Here is an 18,782-nt window from a genome sequence, read left to right as displayed (position 1 = left end):
CCGTTTACACGTCAATGGTGTTGACGTAAGGTCCCGGCCATGTCCGCACGCGTCGTCCCCGAAGGCAGCCGTCGGCGCCGCCGCCCCACCAAGCAGGGTGCCGTGCTCTCCGAACGGCTCATCGTCGACACCGCGCTGCGCCTGGTGGCCCGGCACGGCGCCGAAGCCCTCTCCGTACGCAGGCTGGGCGCGGCCCTCGGCGCCGACCCCAGCGCCCTCTACCGCTACTTCCGCAACACCGACGCCCTGCTCCTGGCGATCGCCGACGAGCTCGTCGGGCGGGCGCAGGAGGGCTGGGAGGCGAGCGGCGACTGGCGGACCGACCTGCGGGTCATGGGCCTGCGCATCCACCGCTCCTACCTCGCCCAGCCGCAGGCCGCCCTGCTGGCCGCGCACCGCACGACCGGCCGTCCGCACGAGACGCGGGCGGTCGAGAAGATCCTGGGCATCCTGCGGGACGGCGGCTTCCCCGATCCGCTGGCCGTCCGCGTCTACCACGCCTTCGTGGACCAGGCGTTGGCCTTCGCCGCCCAGGACGCGGCCGCCGCCGCGCTGCCGCGGGCGGCGGGGGAAGCGGACAGGGAGGTCTGGGGGAAGGTCTACGGCCGCCTGCCGGCCGAGACCCATCCGCACATCGCGGCGACGTTCCCCCTCCTCGCCGCCGACATGCGCGACAGCGGCTACCCGTTCGCCCTGGAGCTCATGCTGACGGCCCTGGAGACGCTGCACCCCGATGCGACGGCGGGCCCGGAACGAGCCCACGGGAAGAAGTCCTGACGTCGCTTCAGGAAGCCGGTACGGGCGTGTGCCGACCGACCGCCGCCAGGTCGGCCGAGATCAGTCCCGCCGTCTCCCGCAACAGGGGAAGGACCGCCGCGAGACTCTCCTCCGGCGCGCACCGGCCCGCGTTCAGGGCGATGTTGAGCGCGGCGACCACCCGGCCCGCCCCGTCGCGCACCGGCACCGCGATCGACCGCAGCCCTTCCTCCAACTCCTCCTCCACCCAGCCGAAACCCCGTTCGGCGGTCACCGCCACGGCCTCCCGCAGTTCGTCGGAGCCGGTCAGGGTCCGGGGCGTCAGCGCCTCCGGCGTGATCCGGCCGAGCCGTCCGTCCCGCTCGGCCTCCGGCAGGGCGGCGAGCAGCACCCGCCCCATCGAGGTGGCGTAGGCGGGCAGCCGGGTGCCCACCACGATGTCGATGCGCATGATCCGGCTGCCGGCCACCCGCGCCACGTACCGGATGTCGTCCCCGTCGAGCACCGCCACCGACGCCGACTCCCGCACCGCCCGCACCAGACGGACCAGGTGCGGCGTGGCGATCTCGGGGAGGGTGAGCGCGGCGAGCCGGGCGTGGCCGAGTTCCAGGACGCGGGGGAGGAGCGCGAAACCGCCGGCGTCCTCGCGTACGTACCCCAGGTGGCACAGGGTGATCAGCGACCGGCGGGCGGTCGCCCGGGGCAGCCCCGCGAGGCGCGCCAGATCCGTGAGCCGGGCGGGCCCGCGCAGAGCCCCGAAGGCGCGCAGCACGTCGAGCCCCCGGGCCAGCGACTGGAGGAACCCGGCCCCCAGCTCCTCCTTCAGCGCACCCCGGGCGGGCGCCACGGCCCGCGGTTCCGCCTCCGGTGGTACGGCTCCGAGGGCGAGCACCCCCTCCATCGCCGTGACCGTCTCCCGCAGGGGCGTCAGGGCGAGCGCCTCCAGGGCGGCGGCGTCGTGCCGGCTGGTGTGGCTGACCACGCTCACCGCGCACACGACGGCACCGGCCGGGCCCCGTACGGGCAGGGCCACGGACACGAGCCCCGGCTCGATCAGCTGGTCGTCGACGGCGACGCCCCGCTCACGGGCCTCCCGCACCCGCTGCGCGAACCCGCCGTCCCCGCCCGGGACCTCTCCCTCGGCGGCGAACAGCGCGCCGGGAGCGCACCGCTCGGCCGGCAGCAGGTCGCCGGGCCGGAAGGCGAACGCCAGGGCCCGCCGACGGCTCGCCTGCGCCAGGAAACGGACCCCGTCCCCGTCGGGCACGGCCAGCGACACCGGCTCGTCGAGCCGCTCGGCGAGCGCGGCGGCGTGCGGGCCGAGGAGCGCGGGCAGTCCGCAGAAGTCCAGATAGGCGTTCCCGAGCTCGGCCGCCCCGGGCGCGAGGAGCAGATCACGGCCCTCGGCCCGCAGCACCCCGAGGACGATGAGGGTGGACGCGACCCGGTCCACGGTCGCCCGGGCCAGCCCCGTCTCCCGCGCCACCTCCCCGATCCCGCGCCGACCGCCGTCCCCGGCGACCACGGCCCGGACCACGGCGAGCCCCCGCTCCAGCGGCCCGACCACCTCGACCGGCCTCGTCGTCGTCATGCCCACTCCCCTCCCTCCGCAGCGCGCGGGAGCACCGTACCCGGCCCGCGGGACCGGCACCGCCCAGGAGCTGTGGCCGATCGTGGCGAGGGCCGCCGCGACCTGTGGCTCCGCACCCCCGACCGCGTCGGCCCGGCTTCGGCGGCCGACCGCCCCCGCCGCGACGTAGGCTGGCCTCCGGACAGGGGAGGGCACGGTGAAGGACGGACGGCTGCTGCACGTCTTCGACATGGACGGGACGCTGCTGAGGGGCACCTCGGCCAGCCTGGAGATCGCCGCCCGCCTCGGCTGCCTGGACGAACTCCGAGCCCTGGAGGCCGAATTCGCGGAGGGCGCCGTCGACACCCGGGGCTTCGCCGCCGCCCTGTACGGGCTGTGGCGGGAGCTGACCCCCGGTGTCGTCGCCGAGGCCTTCGACGGGGCGCCGTGGATCGGCGGCCTCCCGGAGGTCCTCGCGGACATCCGGGCCCGGGGCGACCGGGCCGTCGTCGTCACCATGTCACCGGACTTCTTCGCCGACCGGCTCCGCGGCCTCGGTGTCGACGACGTCGTCGCCTCCGGCTTCCCGCCCCCGCCCTTCCGGACGGCGCCCGACCCGGCGCGGATCCTCGTCCCCGAGGACAAGGTGACCGCCGTCGACCGCCTCCGCGGCGCCCTCGGCCTCGACCGCGACGCCTGCGTCGCCTACGGGGACTCCGGCTCAGACATGCCCCTCTTCTCCGTCCTCCGCCACACGGTGGCCGTCAACGCCACCCCGGGCCTGCGCGCCCTGGCCGGTGCCGGGTACGAGGGGGACGACCTGCGGGCCGCGTACGCCCTGGGGAGACGGCTGCGCGCCCGCGCCCGAACGGTCGGGCGCGGGCGCGCGGTTCGCGGGAGCGCCGTCCCTACCAGGTGACGGTCCTGCCGCCGAGGGTCACGGTGAGCGAGCCGTTCGCGGCGAAGGACCAGCCGAGGGCGCCGCCGTAGCCGGCACACCGCGAGCCGTTCGTCCCGGACCAGAACTGGTTGGTGGCGTCGACGTCGCCCACGAGCTTGTCATTGGTGCCGGAACTCGTGCTGCGGCACGAGGTGTTGCCCCGGAACACCGAAGTGCCCGCCTCGAAGGTGTAGTTGCGCTGGGCGTTGTCGATCGAGATGTTCTCGGAGACCTTCAGGGAGCCGGGGTTGCTGTTGTACGTGAAGCCGTGCTTGCCGTTGCGGTAGGCGATGCTGCGCCGCACGACGTGGTCGACGGCGATGGACTCCCCGCCGAGCTTGTAGCCGTTGCGGTCGCCGTTGGCGTTCACGGTGCCGTCGGAGAGGGTGCCGTTGACGTACGCGAGGGAGTTCTCGATCGTCACCGGGTCGATGGGGCCGGTGTCCGGCTTGGTGTAGAGGTCCCAGCCGTCGTCGATGTTGTGGTGGGCGACCGCGTACCGGAAGACGTTCCCCGGGCCGGTGGTGAGCTTGGCGGCGAAGCCGTCGGCGTTCTCGCCGGCCGTGTCGGCGTTGTCGTGCGACTCGACGCTCACCATCAGGTTGCGGGCCGGCCACCGGTCGCGCGGGGTGGTGGAGGCGGCCCGTCCGAGCTGGAGGCCGGTGTCGCGGTTGAAGCGGGTGACCGTGCGCTCGATGACGTTGTCGCTGCCGCCGACGTAGATGCCGTTGTCGCCGGCCCGCTGCACGATCAGCCCCTTCACGTGCCAGAAGTCGCCGTTCAGGGCGAGCCCCCGGTTGGAGGACGACTCGGCCATCGCGGAGAAGTCGAGGACGGGCGTCTCGCCCGGGTAGGCGGCGATCGTCTTGCGGGCGGCGGAGGTGCCGTTGTTGCCCGGCGCGACGGTGATCGTCTGGGCGTGCGCGTACGTGCCCCCGCGCAGGTAGATCGTGCCGCCGGCGCCGATCCGGGTGATCGCGGAGGCGAGCGTCGTCGGATCGGCCTCGGTGCCCGAGGCGCCCGCGGTCCCGGCGGGCGACACGTAGAGGGCGGGCCCGGAGGGGGCGGGTGAGTCCGAGGTGGTGAGCTCGACGTGGTCGACGTTGGGCAGCCCGGCGGCCGTCGTCGGGTTCAGCCGGACGGTGTGGGAGCCGGCCGCGACCGGCACGGTGAAGGTCTTCGTCGTCCAGCCGGTCCAGGCGCCGGTGGACGCGAACGACGCCCCGGCGGCCACGGTCGAGCCGTTGACGACGACGTCGGCGGGGCGGTTCGTGGTCGTCCCGTTGGCGTACCGCACGGAGAGCGTCGCCGTCCCGGCGGCGGGCGCCGTCACGGTGAACTGGGCATACGCGCCCACGGCGTTGGTGCCGTTGCAGAACCCGCTGCCGGAGAACCCGGTCCAGTCGGAGTCGATCGTGCCGGTGCAGACGGCGGGCGAGACCTCGGCCTCGTACCGCCCGGTCGCGGCCTGGGCGCCGCCGGCGGCGCCCAGGGCGACGAGGGTGCCGGCGACGAGGCCCACGCTGATGGCGAGGGAAGTGGTGCGCATCGGTGTCTCCTGGTGGGGGAGGCGGCTCGGACACGGTGGAAAGCGCTTTCTCGGCGCTGCGGGTGACGCTAGGGGGGTGTCGGAGACACGTCAATATGCGGGTACGTGATTGAGGTTCACGAATATGAACGTCGCGGATGGGTGCGGCGGCGCCGTACCGACATCGGGTCACCGGGCACGGAAGGGACCGGCTTCGCGGGTGAGGCGCGCCTCGCCGCGCTGGAGGCGGGGCGCGCCCGCCCGGTCGCGCTCGGAGCCGTACGCTTCCGCCTGCTGGAGGCGGACGGCGGGAACGGGCCGTGCCTCGTGATGCAGGCCGTCGAGGGCGACGGGTCCTGCCTCGACCGACGGCGCATCCGGCCGTGTCAGGGGAGTGCGGGCCGGGGGCGGACATGGTGCGCCGGGAGAAGGCGTCGTCGCGGGTGGGGCCCGCGCACCGGCGGAGCGTGGGGACCGGAGTCACCGGCTGGGGAACCGCCCTCGGCTGGAACCCCGCGGGCCTGGCCCGCCCGGCCGCCTTCCCGTCCCGCGCGACACCGGGCGCGGCCCCGGCGTGGCTGTGGCGCTCCTTCTGGCGCCCGGGCCCGGAGCGCGCCGCTCGCGTCGGCCGTCCCGCGAGACCCGGAGGGATCCGAAGTGGGGCGAAGCGATCCGGAGGGACCCGGAGGGGACCGAAGAAGGGTCACTCGGCTTCGAGCTGGTGGTCGGCCCAGACGTAACTCTCCGGCAGCAGGTCGGTGACGGGGACGGTGCGAAGACGGTCGCCCCGGCCGACGATGACGTCGACGTCCGGGAAGTAGTCGAGGAGGACCTGGCGGCACCGGCCGCAGGGCGGCACGACTCCTCGGTCCCGGTCGCCCACCGCGACGACGGTCGTCAGGTCGTACACGCCCTGGGCGGCCGCCGCGCCGAGGAGGACCAGCTCGGCGCAGGGGCCGCCCGTGAAGTGGTAGGCGTTCACGGCGGTGACGATCCGGCCGTCCCGGGCGCGGCCGGCGGCCGCCATGGTGTGGTTGTCGCCCCGGCAGCGGGTGCGGGCGACGTCCGCCGCCGCCCGCACGAGCGCCTCGTCGACGGGCCTCTCGGCCGCGGGGCCGGGGCGCGTGGGGGTCTTCTCCTTCATCGGTGCGCCTTCCGTCAGGCGGTACGGGGAGCCACGGCGTCGGCCCCGGCGTTGGCGGCCATCCGGCGCAGCACCTTCAGTGCCGCCACGTACTCCTCGTCGCTGACGCCCTCGTGGACCACGGCGCGCAGATCGGTGGCCAGCGCGCGCAGGCGCACCCGGGCCGCCTCGCCCGCCTCGGTGAGGCGGATGCGGTCGTCGGCGTCCGTCCGCAGCCACGCACGGTGGAGCAACTGGTCGACGACCCGCGGGATTTCGTGCGGCCCTTCGGCGAGCGGCGTCAGCTCCTCGACCACCTCGTGCCGATCCGGGGCGACCGGGCGGTACGTGACGTGGTTGAGCACCCAGTACTGCGGCTGCGTCACGTCGATCCGCGCCATCTTGTCCCGCAGCCGCCGCGTGACGGCCGCGTGGACGAGTCCGCTCCAGTAGCCGACGGGCTGGGTGGCGAGCGCCTCGTCGGTGGCGGCCGGGTCGGCCGGTGCCTGGTCGGTGGAGGGCCGGGCGGGTGCTCGGGGCGTCGAAGATTCCATGATCGTGACGCTACCCGTTCCGGCGGGAGGACGGGGACGCGGGCGGCGTAAATCCGTTTGACCGGGGCTCGGGAGCGGCGCTGGACTGGGGCCCGGGCGCCGCGGGGCGGTGCGGAGCTGCGGGGAGGCTGCGGAAAACGATGGAGATCCGTTCTACGACGGACGAGGACTTCGATGTCTTCGTCGACACGTTGCACGCCGCTTTCGGGCTCGTCCGGGAGACGCCCGGCGAGGACGGCGGCGGGGTGTGGTGGTCGGCGATCGAGAGGGACAGGAACCTGCTCGCGCTGGCCCCGGGCGGAAAGCCGATCGGCACCGCCGGCGCGTACTCCTTCGAGCTCACCCTGCCCGGAGAGGCCGTCGTCCCGGTCTCCGGCGTGACGGCCGTGGGCGTCCTGCCCACGCACCGACGGCAAGGCGTCCTCAGCGCCCTGATGCGCCGTCAACTCGCCGACCTGCGCGAGCGGGGCGAGATCCTCTCCGTGCTGCTCGCGTCCGAGGCGCTCATCTACCGCAGGTTCGGCTACGGGCCCGCGACCTACACGACCCGGATGACCGTGCAGCGGCAGCGGGCTGCCTTCGCGCCGCGCCGGCCGCTCGGCGCCGCCGACGACACCCGGCCGGGCTCGGTCGAGCTGCTGCGCCGCGCGGAGTGCGGCGCGGTCCTCGAAGCGGTCTACGACCGGTACCGCCTGGCCCAGCCCGGCGCGCTCACGCGCCCGCACCGCTGGTGGGAGCTGGGCGCCGGCCGGCCGCCGGTCGCGCGGACACCGCGGTACGTGGCGCTGCACCGGGACGCCGACGGGACCCCGGACGGCTACGCCTCGTACGCGGTCGACGCCGGGACCCTCACCGTCGACGAGATCGTCGCCACCGACGACGCGGTCTTCGCGGACCTGGCGCGGTACGCGCTCGGCCACGACCTCGTCACGCGGGTCGTCTTCGAGCAGGTCCCGCGCGATCACCCGCTGCGCCACCGGCTCGCGGACTTCCGGGCGGGGGACGTGAGCCACGACACCGACTGGCTGTGGGTGCGCCTCCTCGACGTCCCGCGCGCGCTGGCCGCGCGCGCGTGGACCACGGACGGCGAACTCGTCCTGGACGTCGACGACCCCTTCCTCGGCGAGCGGACCGCCTACCTCCTCACCGTCCGGGACGGCAAGGCCGACTGCACCACCACGGACCGCGGCCCCGACCTCTCCCTGGACGTGAGCGACCTCGGCTCCCTCTACCTGGGCGGTACGACCCCGAGCACCCTGGTCCGAGCCGGTCACATCCGGGCCCACCACCCCGCCGCGGCCCGTCGGGCGGACGCGCTCTTCCACACGGACCGCCCGCCGCACTGCCTGAGCTGGTTCTGAGCGCGGAGGCGGCGGGGCCGGGGCGGAAGGGACTCCGGGCCCGGCGGCGGGACCGGGGCTGCGAGCGGGACGGGGGCTGCGAGCGGGACGGGGGCCGGGGCGGTCGGGGTCCGAGGTGGTCACGACCGGGGCCGGGGTGGCCGGGGGCCGGACCGGCCGGACTCCGGACGGCCGTGGCCAGGGCGGCCGGGGCCGTACAGCGGACACGCCCGTACCGGTCTCAGTCGCCTTCCGGCCAGGCGTCGCTCCGCCATTCGCGTTCCTCGACGCCCCGGTCCCGGTGGGCGGAGAGCGCGGCGGCGAGGTCGCCGTGGACCGTGACGACGACCTCGCCGTCCCCGAAGTCGTCGCCGGCCACGGACGCCCCGCTCCGCGGCACGGCCGCGAGTTCGAGCCCCCGGCCCTCCGCGGCGAGCCGGAGCGCGGCCTCCGACACGGCGAGGCGGCCTCCGTCGGACCATCCGCGCAACCCCGTCAGGTCCAGCACGACGGGCCCGGTGCCCCGGGCGAGCGCCCAGCCGACGGCTCCCTGGAACCGTCCCACGGCCTCCTGGCCCAGGAAGCCGGCCAGGGAGAGCACACCGAGGCCGGGGTGGATGGTGTAGCGCCACTCGATGGTCATCGTCGTCTCTCCTCGCTCCCGGCCACGTCCCGGCCGTCCGCAGCATCCTCACCCGGGAGTCCGTCCGCGTGCACGACGGTCCACGGATCGGTCATCCGTCCCGGGAGGCCCCGCCGTGCTCCCCGCTCCCTACGATGGGCGCATGGTGGATCCACTCCGTGAAGCACAGGCCGCGCGTGAAGCGCGTGAGGCCCGTGAAGCGGGTGCAGTACGCGAAACGGGTGAGGTGCGCGAGGTGCGGGAAGAACGCGAGCGGACCGTGTCCCCCGTCCATCGACGGGCCCCGGGGGCGACGGAGCTCGCGGCGGCCGCGGAGGTCTTCGGGCTGCTCAGCGACCCGACGCGGCTGCAACTGCTGTGGGTGCTGACGCGCGGGGAGGCCGACGTCACCGCGCTGACCGAGGCGTGCGGGGCGGCGCGGCCCGCGGTCAGCCAGCACCTCGCGAAGCTGCGGCTGGGCGGGCTGGTGCAGGCCCGGAAGGACGGGCGGCGGGTGGTGTACGCGCTGCCGGACGGGCACCTGAAGCGGCTGGTGACCGAGGCGCTGAACCGGGCCGATCACGTGGTGACGGGCGAGCCCTGGCACGACTGAACGCAAGGGCCCGTCCCGCGTCGCCCCCTTCACTCATACATGTGCGCACTCATGCACGTGTCGGCTACCGTGAAGAGGACCGCACCCGCTGCCGAACGAGGGCGACCCCATGCTGTCCGTCCTGCGCGACCGCACCTACCGGCACCTCTTCCTCGCCCAGACCGTGGCCCTCACCGGCACCGGGCTCGCCACCGTCGCGCTCGCGCTCCTCGCGTACGACCTCGCCGGGGGACAGGCCGCCGCCGTGCTCGGCACCGCGCTCGCGCTCAAGATGACGGCGTACGTCGGTCTGGCACCGCTCGCCGGCGTCCTGGCCCGCCGGATGCCGCGCCGGACGCTGCTCGTCGGGGCCGACCTCGTACGGCTGCTCGCCGCGCTGGTCCTGCCGTTCGTGGACCGGGTCTGGCAGGTGTACGCGCTCGTGCTGCTGCTCCAGGCCGCCTCCGCGGTCTTCACCCCCGCCTTCCAGGCCACGATCCCGCGCGTCCTGCCCCAGGAGGGCGACTACACCCGGGCCCTCACCCTCTCGCGGCTCGCCTACGACCTGGAGAGCCTCGTCAGCCCGGTCCTCGCCGCCGCCCTCCTCACGCTCGTGCCGTACGGGTGGCTGTTCGCCGGCACCGCCGCCGGGTTCCTCCTCTCCGCCCTCCTCGTCCTGCCCCTGCGACTCCCCGCGGACGATCCCGACCGCGACCGCGACCACGACCGCGACCGCGACCACGACCGCGACCGCGACCTCGGCGGGGACCGTGACAACGACCTCGGCCATGACCGCGACCTCGGCCTCGGCCATGCCCACGCCCACCACCGCGGCCCCGTTCACCGCCGGCCGCGCGGTCCGGCGTCCGCCCGGGTCCTCGGCGTCCGGGTCTTCCTCGCGACCCCCCGGCTGAGGGCCCTGCTCGCGCTCGACCTGGCGGTCGCAGCCGCCGGGGGGCTGGTGCTCGTCGACACGGTCGTCCTCGTCCGGGACGGCCTCGGGCGCCCGGCCGGAGACGTGTCGCTCGCCCTCGCCGCGTACGGCGCCGGGTCGATGACCGTCGCGCTGCTCCTCCCGCGCGTCCTCGGGCGCACCGGCGACCGCGCCCTGATGCTCCCCGCCGCCGGCACCCTCGCCGCCGCCCTCGGCCTGCTGACCGCCGGACTCGCCTCCGGCTGGGCCGGCGCCCACCCGACGGCCGCCTGGCCCGCGCTGCTGACCCTCTGGCTCTGCCTGGGCGCCGCCACCTCCGCCGTCCTCACCCCCGGCGGGCGGCTGCTGCGCCGGTCCGCCGCCGCTGCCGACCTGCCCGGGCTCTTCGCCGCCCACTTCTCCCTCTCGCACGGCTGCTGGCTGCTCACCTATCCGCTGGCCGGCTGGCTCGCCTCCCGCGCGGGACCCGCCGCCTCGGCCGCCGCCCTCGGCGTCGTCGCCCTGGCCGCCGCGCTCGCGGCCGCCCGCCTCTGGCCGCGCCGGGACCCCGAGGAACTCGCCCACGCCCATCCCGAGCTCCCCGCCGGTCACCCCCACATGGCCGACGCGCGCGACGGAGGACCCGTGCGGGTGCACGTCCACGCCTTCCGCATCGACGCCCTGCACCGCCACTGGCCCACCCCCACGGGGTGAGGGAAATCCGGTCGATCCGGCGGGCGGGGCCTGGGAGAGTGGCCCGGATTCGCCGCAGTCGCCGAGAGGAACCCCCGTGCCCCGGGCCGTCCAGCTCATCCGTTCCGCTTCCCTGTCCGACGTCGCCGAGTACGCGTACGCGGCCACCGCGCCCGCCGAGGCCCGGCTGATCTTCCTCGCCGGTGCCTGTCCGCTCGACGCCGACGGCGCCACCGTCGCCGTCGGGGACGTCCGCGGGCAGGCCGCCGCCTGTGTCGCGAACCTGCGGACGGCCCTGAAGGACGCCGGCGCCGGCATCGAGGACGTCATCAGCACCCGGGTGCTCGTCGCCACGACCCGTCAGAAGGACCTGGTCGCGGCCTGGGAGGTCGTACGGGACGCCTTCGGCGACCACGACGTGCCCAGCACCCTGATGGGCGTCACCGTGCTGGGGTACCACGACCAGCTCGTCGAGATCGAGGCCGTCGCCGCCGTGCTCGACGCCTGACCGCCCCTCACGCCGGGCGGCGCGTCCACAGCGTCAGATCGCTGGACGTGGCGACGGCGAGGGTCTGCCCGGACGGGGAGAAGCCGGCGGCGCGCAGCGTCGACCACGTGGAGTGGAAGACGTGCCACCAGCCCTCCGTATGGGGCGGACGGTGCCAGCCGCCGCCGTTGTCCGAGAGCAGGATCCGGTGGTGCGGCCAGTCGGGAGCCTCGACGTCCACCGACCAGCCGTCGCCGCTCGTGCTGTTCAGCCCGCCGCCGAACAGCCCCGCGACCCGCACCCGGCCGCCGGCGAGCGGACCGATCCAGGGGCACGACAGGTCGGGCGTGCCGTCCGGCCCGTCGTCCTCCGGGTCCCGGTCCCGCGCGATCCGCTCGCCCGTCACCGCGTCGAAGACGCCGTGGCCCTGGGTCGAGACGACCATCACCAGGTCGTGGCCGGTGGCGGGGTCCACGCCGAAGCCGACGCCGGTGAGCCCGCCGACGGCCGCCGGTCCGCCGAAGACGTTCCGCCACGGCGCGGGCGCCGGGACGACCGGCGCGGCCAGGAGGCGCCGGCGCAGCCCCTCCTGGTAGGGGGAGAGGGCGGGAGCGGCGGCGGCCGCGGGAGGGTCGACGGGGGAGTCCGTGGGGGAGTCCTGGGAGACGGTCCCGTGGGCGTCCTCGGAGGGGTTCGGACCGGTGTTCCTTCGCATGCCCCGATGATGACGGAGCGACCTGGCCTGCCGCTCTCCCGGCCCCGGTCGGTCGTCGGCGGCCTCGTTCGCCACCGCGTCCCGGGGCGCGCCCGTCCTGCCCCCACACCGTCCCGTCCGCACTTCCACCTGCCCGCACCCCCCCCACCTGCCCCGCCGTCTCCTCCTTCCCTGGCCGGTCCTCGTGGGTGGCGGCCGGAACGTGACGGTGGGGGAGGGAGGGGTGGTTCGCGGGGGTTCGGCCGGGGATCGGGGGAGTCCTTGTGTCAGCCACGTGTCGGATCCATGACAAGGCGTCAACTTCCTTGATCCTCCCGGGCGGTGAGGAACAGGATTCTGCCCACGCCGGTCGGAGGGACGCCTCCTTCCGGCGAGCGTGCGACCGCACGCGGCCCACCCCCACGCACCGTGCCCGCCCCGAACCAGGGCGCGCCGCCAAGAGGAGGAACCCCTCACCATGGCACTCCCCACGCACCGCACCTCGCGCCGGAACCTGATCGCCGCCACCACCACCGCGGCCTCCGCCGTCGTCGTCGCCGCGCTCGTCACCGGCCTCGCCGTGGCCCCCGCGCAGGCCGCCTCGGCGCCGGCTCCCGAGGGCGTCGTCGTCGCCGCGGGCTCCCCCGACGCCGTCGAGGGCAGCTACCTCGTCACGCTCGAGCCTGATGCCGGCTTCGCCGCCGGGTCCGCCAAGGGGCGCGGGCTCATAGCCGGTTACGGCGGCACGGTCGGCAAGACCTTCGGCGCCGCGCTCAACGGCTACACCGTCAGCCTCGACGCCGCGGCCGCCCGCCGGCTCGCCGCCGACCCCGCCGTGGCCACCGTCGAGCAGAACCGCGTCGTCCGCGCCGACGCCACCCAGAGCAACGCCCCCTGGGGCCTCGACCGCATCGACCAGGCGGCCCTGCCGCTCTCGGGCACCTACACCTACCCCGACAGCGCCGGCGCCGGGGTGACCGCGTACGTCATCGACACCGGCGTACGCGTCAGCCACGGCGAGCTCGCCGGCCGTGCGGTCGACGGCTACGACGCCGTCGAGGGCGACAACGTCGCCCAGGACGGCAACGGCCACGGCACCCACGTCGCCACCACCCTCGCCGGCTCCACCTACGGCGTCGCGAAGGCGGCCAAGGTCGTCGCCGTCCGCGTCCTCGACGCCAACGGGTCCGGCACCACCGCCGGCGTGGTCGCCGGCATCGACTGGGTGACCGCCCACCACCCGGCCGGAGCCCCCGCCGTCGCCAACCTCTCCCTCGGCGGCGGTGCCTCCACCACCCTCGACAACGCGGTCAAGCGCTCCATCGCCGACGGCGTCACCTACGCCGTCGCGGCGGGCAACTCCGGCGTCAACGCCCGCAACTCCTCGCCCGCCCGCGTCACCGAGGCCCTCACCGTCGGCGCCACGGACAGCGCGGACGCGAAGGCGAGCTGGTCCAACTACGGCGCCGTCCTGGACCTGTTCGCCCCCGGCGTCTCCATCAAGGCCGGCTGGCACACCGGCGACACCGCCACCCACACCATCTCCGGCACCTCCATGGCCACCCCGCACGTCGCCGGAGCCGCCGCCGTCTACCTCGCGGGCCACCCGTCCGCCACCCCCGCCCAGGTCGCCACCGCCCTGGTGAACGGCGCCACCCCCGGCAAGGTGACCAGCCCGGGCACGGGCTCCCCCAACCGCCTCCTGCGTCTCGTCCCGTAAGCGCCGCCTCCGGCGCCCCGGCACCCCCGCCACCGGGGCGCCGGGGCGCCGTCACCTCACTTCCAGGGAGCGGGCCGCAGCCAGTGCCCCGCCACCGACCAGCCGGTCAGCCGGCGCGCCCGCCCCGACCGGGCCGTCCCGTCCGCGTCGAAGAGGCCGCCCTCGGCGACGTGCCGCAGGCCGAGCAGCGCGGGCGCCAGCCGGGAGGCGACCAGCGGGCGGCGTGCCGCCTCCGCCGGCAGCCACGCCAGCACCTCGGCCCGTTCGGACCGCTCGCACAACGACAGGTGGAAGAGCATCTGGCGCCAGGCGTACGCGGCGTCCTTCAGACCCGTCAGCGGGTACGGGCCCCGCCCCGCGCGTTCCGTGAGCCGGCAGACCGTTCCGAAGCAGCGGCGTGCCGCCTCGGCCCAGCCCGGTTCCGGCGCGACCCCGACCCTCCGCACCAGCGTGGCCAGGTTGTGCGTCGTGAGGATCTGCGCCTGCTCGATCACCATGCCGTTCCCCGCGACGGAGTCGTGCCCCGGCGTCCGGCCCGCGCGGGCGTGGCACAGCCGGGCGAACTCCGCGAGCGCGTCCCGGTGATCGCCCCGCGCGCCCCGGCGTCCGGTGTCGCCTGCCGCGCCTGCCAGGGCGCTCAGTCCGGCGTAGTCGATGCCGTAGTACCGCTCGTACAGCGAACCCCCGCCCAGGAGTTCCGCGGCGATCCCCGCCGAGGCGAGGAACTTGCCGCTGAACCGGCCCATGAAGATGTCCGCGGCCAGTTCCTCCGTCAGGGGCGCGTCCAGCCCCGACGCGCCCAGCAGGGCGCCGAGTTCGCGCACCAGCGGGTTCGGCAGCAGGGTTCCGGGGAAGTGCTCCACCGCCGTCTCCGCCAGGGTGCGCGCCGCGGCGGCCGCCGAGCCGCGGGTGGTGGCGTCGCCGTCCGCGTACCCGCGCACGGCCCGTACCCACGGCAGTTCCTCCGGCGCCACCTGGCGTGCGAGGTGGAGCAGCAGGAGGGAGCGGCGGTTGCGGAAGGCGCGGTAGTTCGCCGTCATCAGGACGCGCAGCGCGGGGTCCCGGTACACCGCGGCCCGCTCGGCGGCGACCAGCTGGGGCACCAGCTCGGCCATCGCCTCCGCCGAGGGGACGATCCCGGAGGCGACCAGCACGCCGAGCGGCGCGCTGCGCGCCCCGTCGACCACCCGCCGCACCGACGGAGGCACGTCGGCCCCCTCGGGAAGCCCGGTGCGCCCCTCCTCGGCCGCCGTCACCGGCACCACGAACGGTGCCACGTCGACGAGGCCGGACTCCTGCGGCAGGCCGGCCAACCGCTCCGCGACCAGGTGCGCCACGGCGTGGTGCGCGGGGAGCGCCGCCCGCGCGGCCTGTCCCTCCCGCAGCGCCGTGTGCCGGGCGGAGCCGGGCAGGCCCCGCTTCCGCACCATCCCCGTGACCGCGACCCGCACGAGGCCGGCCCGCCGGGCGTCCAGCGCGCGTCCGGACACCAGCTCCGCCAACGCTCCACGCAGGATGCCCTCGTTGCTTCCCGGCTTCCGGTGCCGGCCGGTGAGCGGATGGGCGGCGAGCAGCCGTTCGTACCGGTCGAGGAGGGCGCGTCCCCGCGTCAGCCACGCCTCCTCCGGCGCGGCACCCGGCCGCACGACCCCCTCGGGCCCCGTGAACTCCAGCCAGTGGGAAAGGAGTTCGTCGGCGAACGGACGCCAGACGCCGAGGGCCTCGCGCTGTTCCTCCACGGCCCGCTTCGGCGCCCTGGCGGCCAGTGCGGCGCGCGTCTGCTCGACGGTGGAGCGGTGCACCGCACCCGCCTCCGACATCGGCAGCCCCGTGGGACGCTCCGCTCCGCGCCGTGCCTGACGCCTCGCGGAGCGGCGTTCCGTCGGCCGGGGGAGGAAGCGCAGCCGGTCCGCGAACGGCCTCAGGGCATCGACCAGTTCGACCGCCGCGTCCGTCTCGCCCGCCCGCACCAGCCAGGCCACCGTCAGGAGCGCCGCCTCCTCGGGCAGGCCCACCTCGTAGCGGCCCGAGTCGAGCAGTTCCCACAGGTCGGCGAGGCCCGGCTCGGTGAGGTGGTGGGCGAAGAGCGCCGCCCGCTCGGCGGGCACGCCGGCGTGGTGCGCCGCCTCCCGCTCGAACTCCCGGAGCGGTCCTCCGGCCCGCGCGGAGCCGGTCGCGAAGCCGCCGTGCAGGACGTCGGGCGTCACCCAGGCGGGCAGCTCGGCCACCGGCGTGCGCGAACCGATCCGCAGCGTGCCGGAGGCCGTCCCCACCAGGACGTCCCGCCAGCCGCGCGCCCGCTCCCCGGCCCGCTGCCGGGTCGCGGGGTCCGGGTGGCCGAGGGCGGTGGCGAAGGCTCGCGCCAGCTGTTGCCGGGCGTAGCCGGGAGAGGCGGCGAGAAGCGCGGCGGGCACCGTGGGAGGGGTGGACGTCGGAGGCTGCTGATCAGCGTGCGTGTTCATGAGCCGACGTGGCGGGTACTGCCCCCGCGCCCTCCGGGACCGGAGCCCGGCGCTCTGCTGCTGAGCTACACGTCGATGGGACGAGACCCTAGTGAGCGCCCCGGCCCCGGGCAACGGAGATTCCGTCGCGCCGGGGCCGGGAACAGGAGCGGGTGGGGCCGGAGGGAGGGGTCAGGGGACGATCAGGTCCGGTACGAGCGCGCGGAGTTCCGCCACCGGCAGGACGCCGTCGCGGACGAGGACCGGCGTCTCGCCGCTGAGGTCGACGATCGACGACGAGATCGCGCCGGCGGTGCGTCCGCCGTCCAGGTACACCGCCACGGAGTCGCCCAGCATGGCCTGCGCGGCGTCGCAGTCCTGCGGGGACGGGTGGTCCGTGAGGTTGGCGCTGGAGACCGCCAACGGGCCCGTCGCCGCGAGCAGTTCCAGGGTGAGGGGGTGGTCCGGCATCCGGACCGCCACCGTGCCGCCCGTCTCGCCCAGGTCCCAGTCGAGGGACGCGCGGTGGCGGACCACCAGGGTCAGCCCGCCCGGCCAGAACGCCTCGATCAGCGCCCGTGCGGCGTCGGGGAGTTCGTCGGTCAGCTCGCCGAGCGCGGCGGCCGAGTCGACGAGGACGGGGGAGGGCTTGTGACGGCCGCGGCCCTTCGCCGCGAGCAGCGAGGCGACCGCCTTCGGGTCGAAGGCGTCCGCCCCGACCCCGTACACGGTGTCCGTCGGCAGGACGACGAGGTCCCCGCGGCGCACCGCGGCCGCGGCCTCGCCGAGGCCGGCGGCGCGGGCCGCCGGATCGGAGCAGTCGAAGCGGGACGTCACGCCGGAGTGCCCTCCTCCACGACGGCTCCGCGCGTGGTCACGAGGCGGGCGCTGCCGCCGGCCAGCTCGTAGCCGAGGCCGACGACGGCGACCTCGCCGGCCGCCACCTGCTCGGACAGCAGCCGGGAGCGGTCCAGGAGGAGGTCCACGGTGTGCCGGATGTGCTCGTCGATGATGTCGCTGTCCGCGGTCAGGCCCGCGGTCCGCGCCGCCAGGACGCTCGGCGTCACCCGCTCCACGACGTCCCGCACGAAACCGCGCGCCGCGAAGCCGTCCTCCACGGCCGCGCGGGCCGCGGCGACCGCGCCGCAGGAGTCGTGGCCCAGGACGACCACGAGCCGCGCGCCGAGGACGCTGGTCGCGTACTCCACGCTGCCGAGGACCTCCGGGCCGGTGACGTGGCCGGCGGTGCGGACGACGAAGAGATCGCCGAGCCCGCGGTCGAAGATGATCTCGGCCGCGAGCCGGGAGTCGGAGCAGCCGAGGATGACGGCGAACGGGTCCTGGCCGGGCGCCAGCTCCGTACGACGGGCGGCGTCCTGGTTGGGGTGCTCGGGCGTGCCCGAGACGAAGCGACGGTTGCCCTCGAGAAGGGCGTCGAGAGCAAGGGCCGGGGAAGTTCTGGGCATGCCGCTACCCTATGCGCGCCCCCCGCCCTCCGCGCCACCGGCTGAGCCCTCGCCGCGCCCCCGTGTGACGCATTGCACGCCACCCGGAACCCCCGCCGCTCCTCACCCGGCGGCCCCGGGCTCCGGTCCACGCATCGGCCCCCGCACCCCGTCCGCCCCGCTTCGCCGCCTTGCCCCGGGACTCCGGCGCCCACCTCGGGCCCCCGCCGTACGCGCATCCGCCCACCCGCGCACACACCCGCCCGAGAGCCCCGCGCGCGCCCGCCGCGCCCGCCTTCGCCCCGACGCGCCCCGCCGGTGCGCCCCGCGCCGTGGGGCGCCGACCGGGTACGGGCGCCGACTGTTCGGTCCCCGTACCGACCTCCGCGCCCACCGGACGGGGTGTCGGCGCGATGGCGGCCGGCGACCGACGGCCGACCGGCCGCAGGGGGTTCAGGCCGTCGCGTCCCAGGCGCGCGTCAAGCCGTCCAGCCAGGCGGGCGGGAGTTCGGCCGCGTCCCACTCCTCCCGCAGCTCCGCCGGCCGGACGGAGAGCCGTTCGAGGACCGCGAGGCTCGTGGGGGAGTGGACCAGGGTGTAGCGGCCGTGGATGGCGATCGCGCTGCCCGGGCCGTACGTGGCGTACAGCCGCTCCAGATGCGTCCGGTTGTCCGCGGCGAACGACGTCAGCCGCCCGGGATAGGCCGCCCGCTGCCGCGGCCCCATCGTGGCGAGCGCCGACGCGAGCACCTGCTCGGTGACCTCGGGATCGAGGTCGGACTCCTCGGAGAAGGAGAGGTACAGCGGGACGACCGCCACCTTGGCCCGCTCGACCTCCATCCGGCCGACCCGGGACCGGGCCTCCGGCTCCGCGGCGGCGTCCTCGGCGACGGCCGCGCCCAGTGCCCGGTCCGCGAGGCCCGCGAGCCCCTCGGTGACGGCCCGTGAACCGTCGCGCCAGCCCGCCGCGTACGGCTCGCCGCTCCCGGGCGGGGCCTGCCGGCCGGTGCCCGCAAGCTCCTCGTGGGCGCCGGCGAGGGCGCCCGCCTCGACGAGCCCGATCAGTTCCTCGGCGTCGCCGGAGTACACCCCCGCCCGCGCGAGGAGCTGGAGCAGCGTCGTCCTCGCGTTGTCGACACTCGCGGCGTCGAGCCGGAGCCGTTCTTCCCGGGCGGCGGTCATCGGTGGTCCTCCTCCTCGCGGTACCGGCGCGTACGGGTGCGGCGGACGCGCCTGCGAGGACGCGACGATCACGGGCCCGCGCCACGCTCCCCTCGCGGCGGCGCACGTCGGGACCGGTGACCGGGTCCTCACCGCCGAGGTTTTCAGCTCGCCGTGCCCTCCGTCCAGCCGACGTCCCGGTC

Annotated in this window: 17 protein-coding genes and 1 tRNA gene; 7 read left to right on the top strand and 11 right to left on the bottom strand. The window is 75.9% G+C overall.

Annotated elements, in window-relative coordinates; genetic code table 11:
- The first annotated feature begins 39 nt into the window (after positions 1-39).
- On the top strand, positions 40-777 hold the full coding sequence (locus tag IE245_RS28900) for a TetR/AcrR family transcriptional regulator (protein WP_189952819.1): 738 nt from the start codon (positions 40-42) through the stop codon (positions 775-777).
- A gap of 7 nt (positions 778-784) precedes the next feature.
- Here IE245_RS28900 and IE245_RS28895 read toward each other — a convergent pair whose 3' ends face one another.
- On the bottom strand, positions 785-2,347 hold the full coding sequence (locus IE245_RS28895) for an IclR family transcriptional regulator domain-containing protein (RefSeq protein ID WP_189952817.1): 1,563 nt from the start codon (positions 2,345-2,347) through the stop codon (positions 785-787).
- Between the two features lie 196 nt (positions 2,348-2,543).
- On the opposite strand from IE245_RS28895, the gene IE245_RS28890 reads away from it, so the two are divergent.
- Positions 2,544-3,245, top strand: coding sequence for an HAD family hydrolase (locus IE245_RS28890; RefSeq protein WP_229851634.1), 702 nt, complete (start codon positions 2,544-2,546; stop codon positions 3,243-3,245).
- On the opposite strand, the gene IE245_RS28885 is transcribed toward IE245_RS28890, so the two are convergent.
- The 3 genes from IE245_RS28885 to IE245_RS28875 all read right to left on the bottom strand — a co-directional run bounded on the left by IE245_RS28885 (position 3,235) and on the right by IE245_RS28875 (position 6,471).
- A complete protein-coding gene (locus IE245_RS28885; RefSeq protein ID WP_189952816.1) occupies positions 3,235-4,815 on the bottom strand; it encodes a right-handed parallel beta-helix repeat-containing protein in 1,581 nt (526 codons plus the stop codon). The genes IE245_RS28890 and IE245_RS28885 overlap by 11 nt on opposite strands.
- A gap of 682 nt (positions 4,816-5,497) precedes the next feature.
- Positions 5,498-5,938, bottom strand: coding sequence for a cytidine deaminase family protein (locus tag IE245_RS28880; RefSeq protein ID WP_189952813.1), 441 nt, complete (start codon positions 5,936-5,938; stop codon positions 5,498-5,500).
- A gap of 14 nt (positions 5,939-5,952) precedes the next feature.
- Complete coding sequence (locus IE245_RS28875; protein WP_189952811.1) at positions 5,953-6,471, bottom strand: winged helix DNA-binding protein; 519 nt, start codon at positions 6,469-6,471, stop codon at positions 5,953-5,955.
- 140 nt (positions 6,472-6,611) lie between these two features.
- On the opposite strand from IE245_RS28875, the gene IE245_RS28870 reads away from it, so the two are divergent.
- The gene (locus IE245_RS28870) at positions 6,612-7,832 is read left to right on the top strand and encodes a GNAT family N-acetyltransferase (RefSeq protein WP_189952810.1); all 1,221 of its coding nucleotides are present in this window, start codon (positions 6,612-6,614) and stop codon (positions 7,830-7,832) included.
- Positions 7,833-8,052: 220 nt separating this feature from the next.
- Here IE245_RS28870 and IE245_RS28865 read toward each other — a convergent pair whose 3' ends face one another.
- Positions 8,053-8,454, bottom strand: a complete 402-nt coding sequence (locus IE245_RS28865) for an STAS domain-containing protein (protein ID WP_189952808.1) — start codon at positions 8,452-8,454, stop codon at positions 8,053-8,055.
- A gap of 235 nt (positions 8,455-8,689) precedes the next feature.
- Here IE245_RS28865 and IE245_RS28860 point away from each other — a divergent pair, with 235 nt between their 5' ends.
- From IE245_RS28860 to IE245_RS28850, 3 genes are all read left to right on the top strand, one after another.
- Positions 8,690-9,046, top strand: coding sequence for an ArsR/SmtB family transcription factor (locus IE245_RS28860; RefSeq protein WP_229851629.1), 357 nt, complete (start codon positions 8,690-8,692; stop codon positions 9,044-9,046).
- 109 nt (positions 9,047-9,155) lie between these two features.
- A complete protein-coding gene (locus tag IE245_RS28855) occupies positions 9,156-10,652 on the top strand; it encodes an MFS transporter (protein WP_189952804.1) in 1,497 nt (498 codons plus the stop codon).
- 76 nt (positions 10,653-10,728) lie between these two features.
- Complete coding sequence (locus tag IE245_RS28850; protein WP_189952802.1) at positions 10,729-11,139, top strand: RidA family protein; 411 nt, start codon at positions 10,729-10,731, stop codon at positions 11,137-11,139.
- A gap of 7 nt (positions 11,140-11,146) precedes the next feature.
- Here the strand turns inward: IE245_RS28850 and IE245_RS28845 are convergent, their stop codons facing one another.
- Positions 11,147-11,833 (bottom strand): hypothetical protein, encoded by a 687-nt coding sequence (locus IE245_RS28845; RefSeq protein ID WP_229851625.1) that lies wholly within the window; start codon positions 11,831-11,833, stop codon positions 11,147-11,149.
- A gap of 457 nt (positions 11,834-12,290) precedes the next feature.
- Here IE245_RS28845 and IE245_RS28840 point away from each other — a divergent pair, with 457 nt between their 5' ends.
- Complete coding sequence (locus IE245_RS28840) at positions 12,291-13,532, top strand: S8 family peptidase (RefSeq protein WP_189952800.1); 1,242 nt, start codon at positions 12,291-12,293, stop codon at positions 13,530-13,532.
- 56 nt (positions 13,533-13,588) lie between these two features.
- Here the strand turns inward: IE245_RS28840 and IE245_RS28835 are convergent, their stop codons facing one another.
- From IE245_RS28835 to IE245_RS28815, 5 genes are all read right to left on the bottom strand, one after another.
- Positions 13,589-15,994, bottom strand: a complete 2,406-nt coding sequence (locus IE245_RS28835) for a hypothetical protein (RefSeq protein ID WP_373305420.1) — start codon at positions 15,992-15,994, stop codon at positions 13,589-13,591.
- Positions 15,995-15,997: 3 nt separating this feature from the next.
- Positions 15,998-16,069 (bottom strand) — tRNA-Arg (locus tag IE245_RS28830).
- Positions 16,070-16,165: 96 nt separating this feature from the next.
- Positions 16,166-16,810, bottom strand: coding sequence for an L-threonylcarbamoyladenylate synthase (locus IE245_RS28825; RefSeq protein WP_189952795.1), 645 nt, complete (start codon positions 16,808-16,810; stop codon positions 16,166-16,168).
- Positions 16,807-17,439, bottom strand: coding sequence for a carbonic anhydrase (locus IE245_RS28820; RefSeq protein ID WP_189952792.1), 633 nt, complete (start codon positions 17,437-17,439; stop codon positions 16,807-16,809). The genes IE245_RS28825 and IE245_RS28820 overlap by 4 nt, the downstream gene beginning before the upstream one ends.
- Positions 17,440-17,871: 432 nt before the next feature.
- The gene (locus IE245_RS28815) at positions 17,872-18,600 is read right to left on the bottom strand and encodes a hypothetical protein (RefSeq protein WP_189952790.1); all 729 of its coding nucleotides are present in this window, start codon (positions 18,598-18,600) and stop codon (positions 17,872-17,874) included.
- Positions 18,601-18,782 lie beyond the last annotated feature (182 nt).

The organism is Streptomyces roseolus (genome assembly GCF_014649855.1).
GTDB lineage: Bacteria > Actinomycetota > Actinomycetes > Streptomycetales > Streptomycetaceae > Streptomyces > Streptomyces roseolus.
This window is presented reverse-complemented; position numbering and strand designations above follow the sequence as displayed.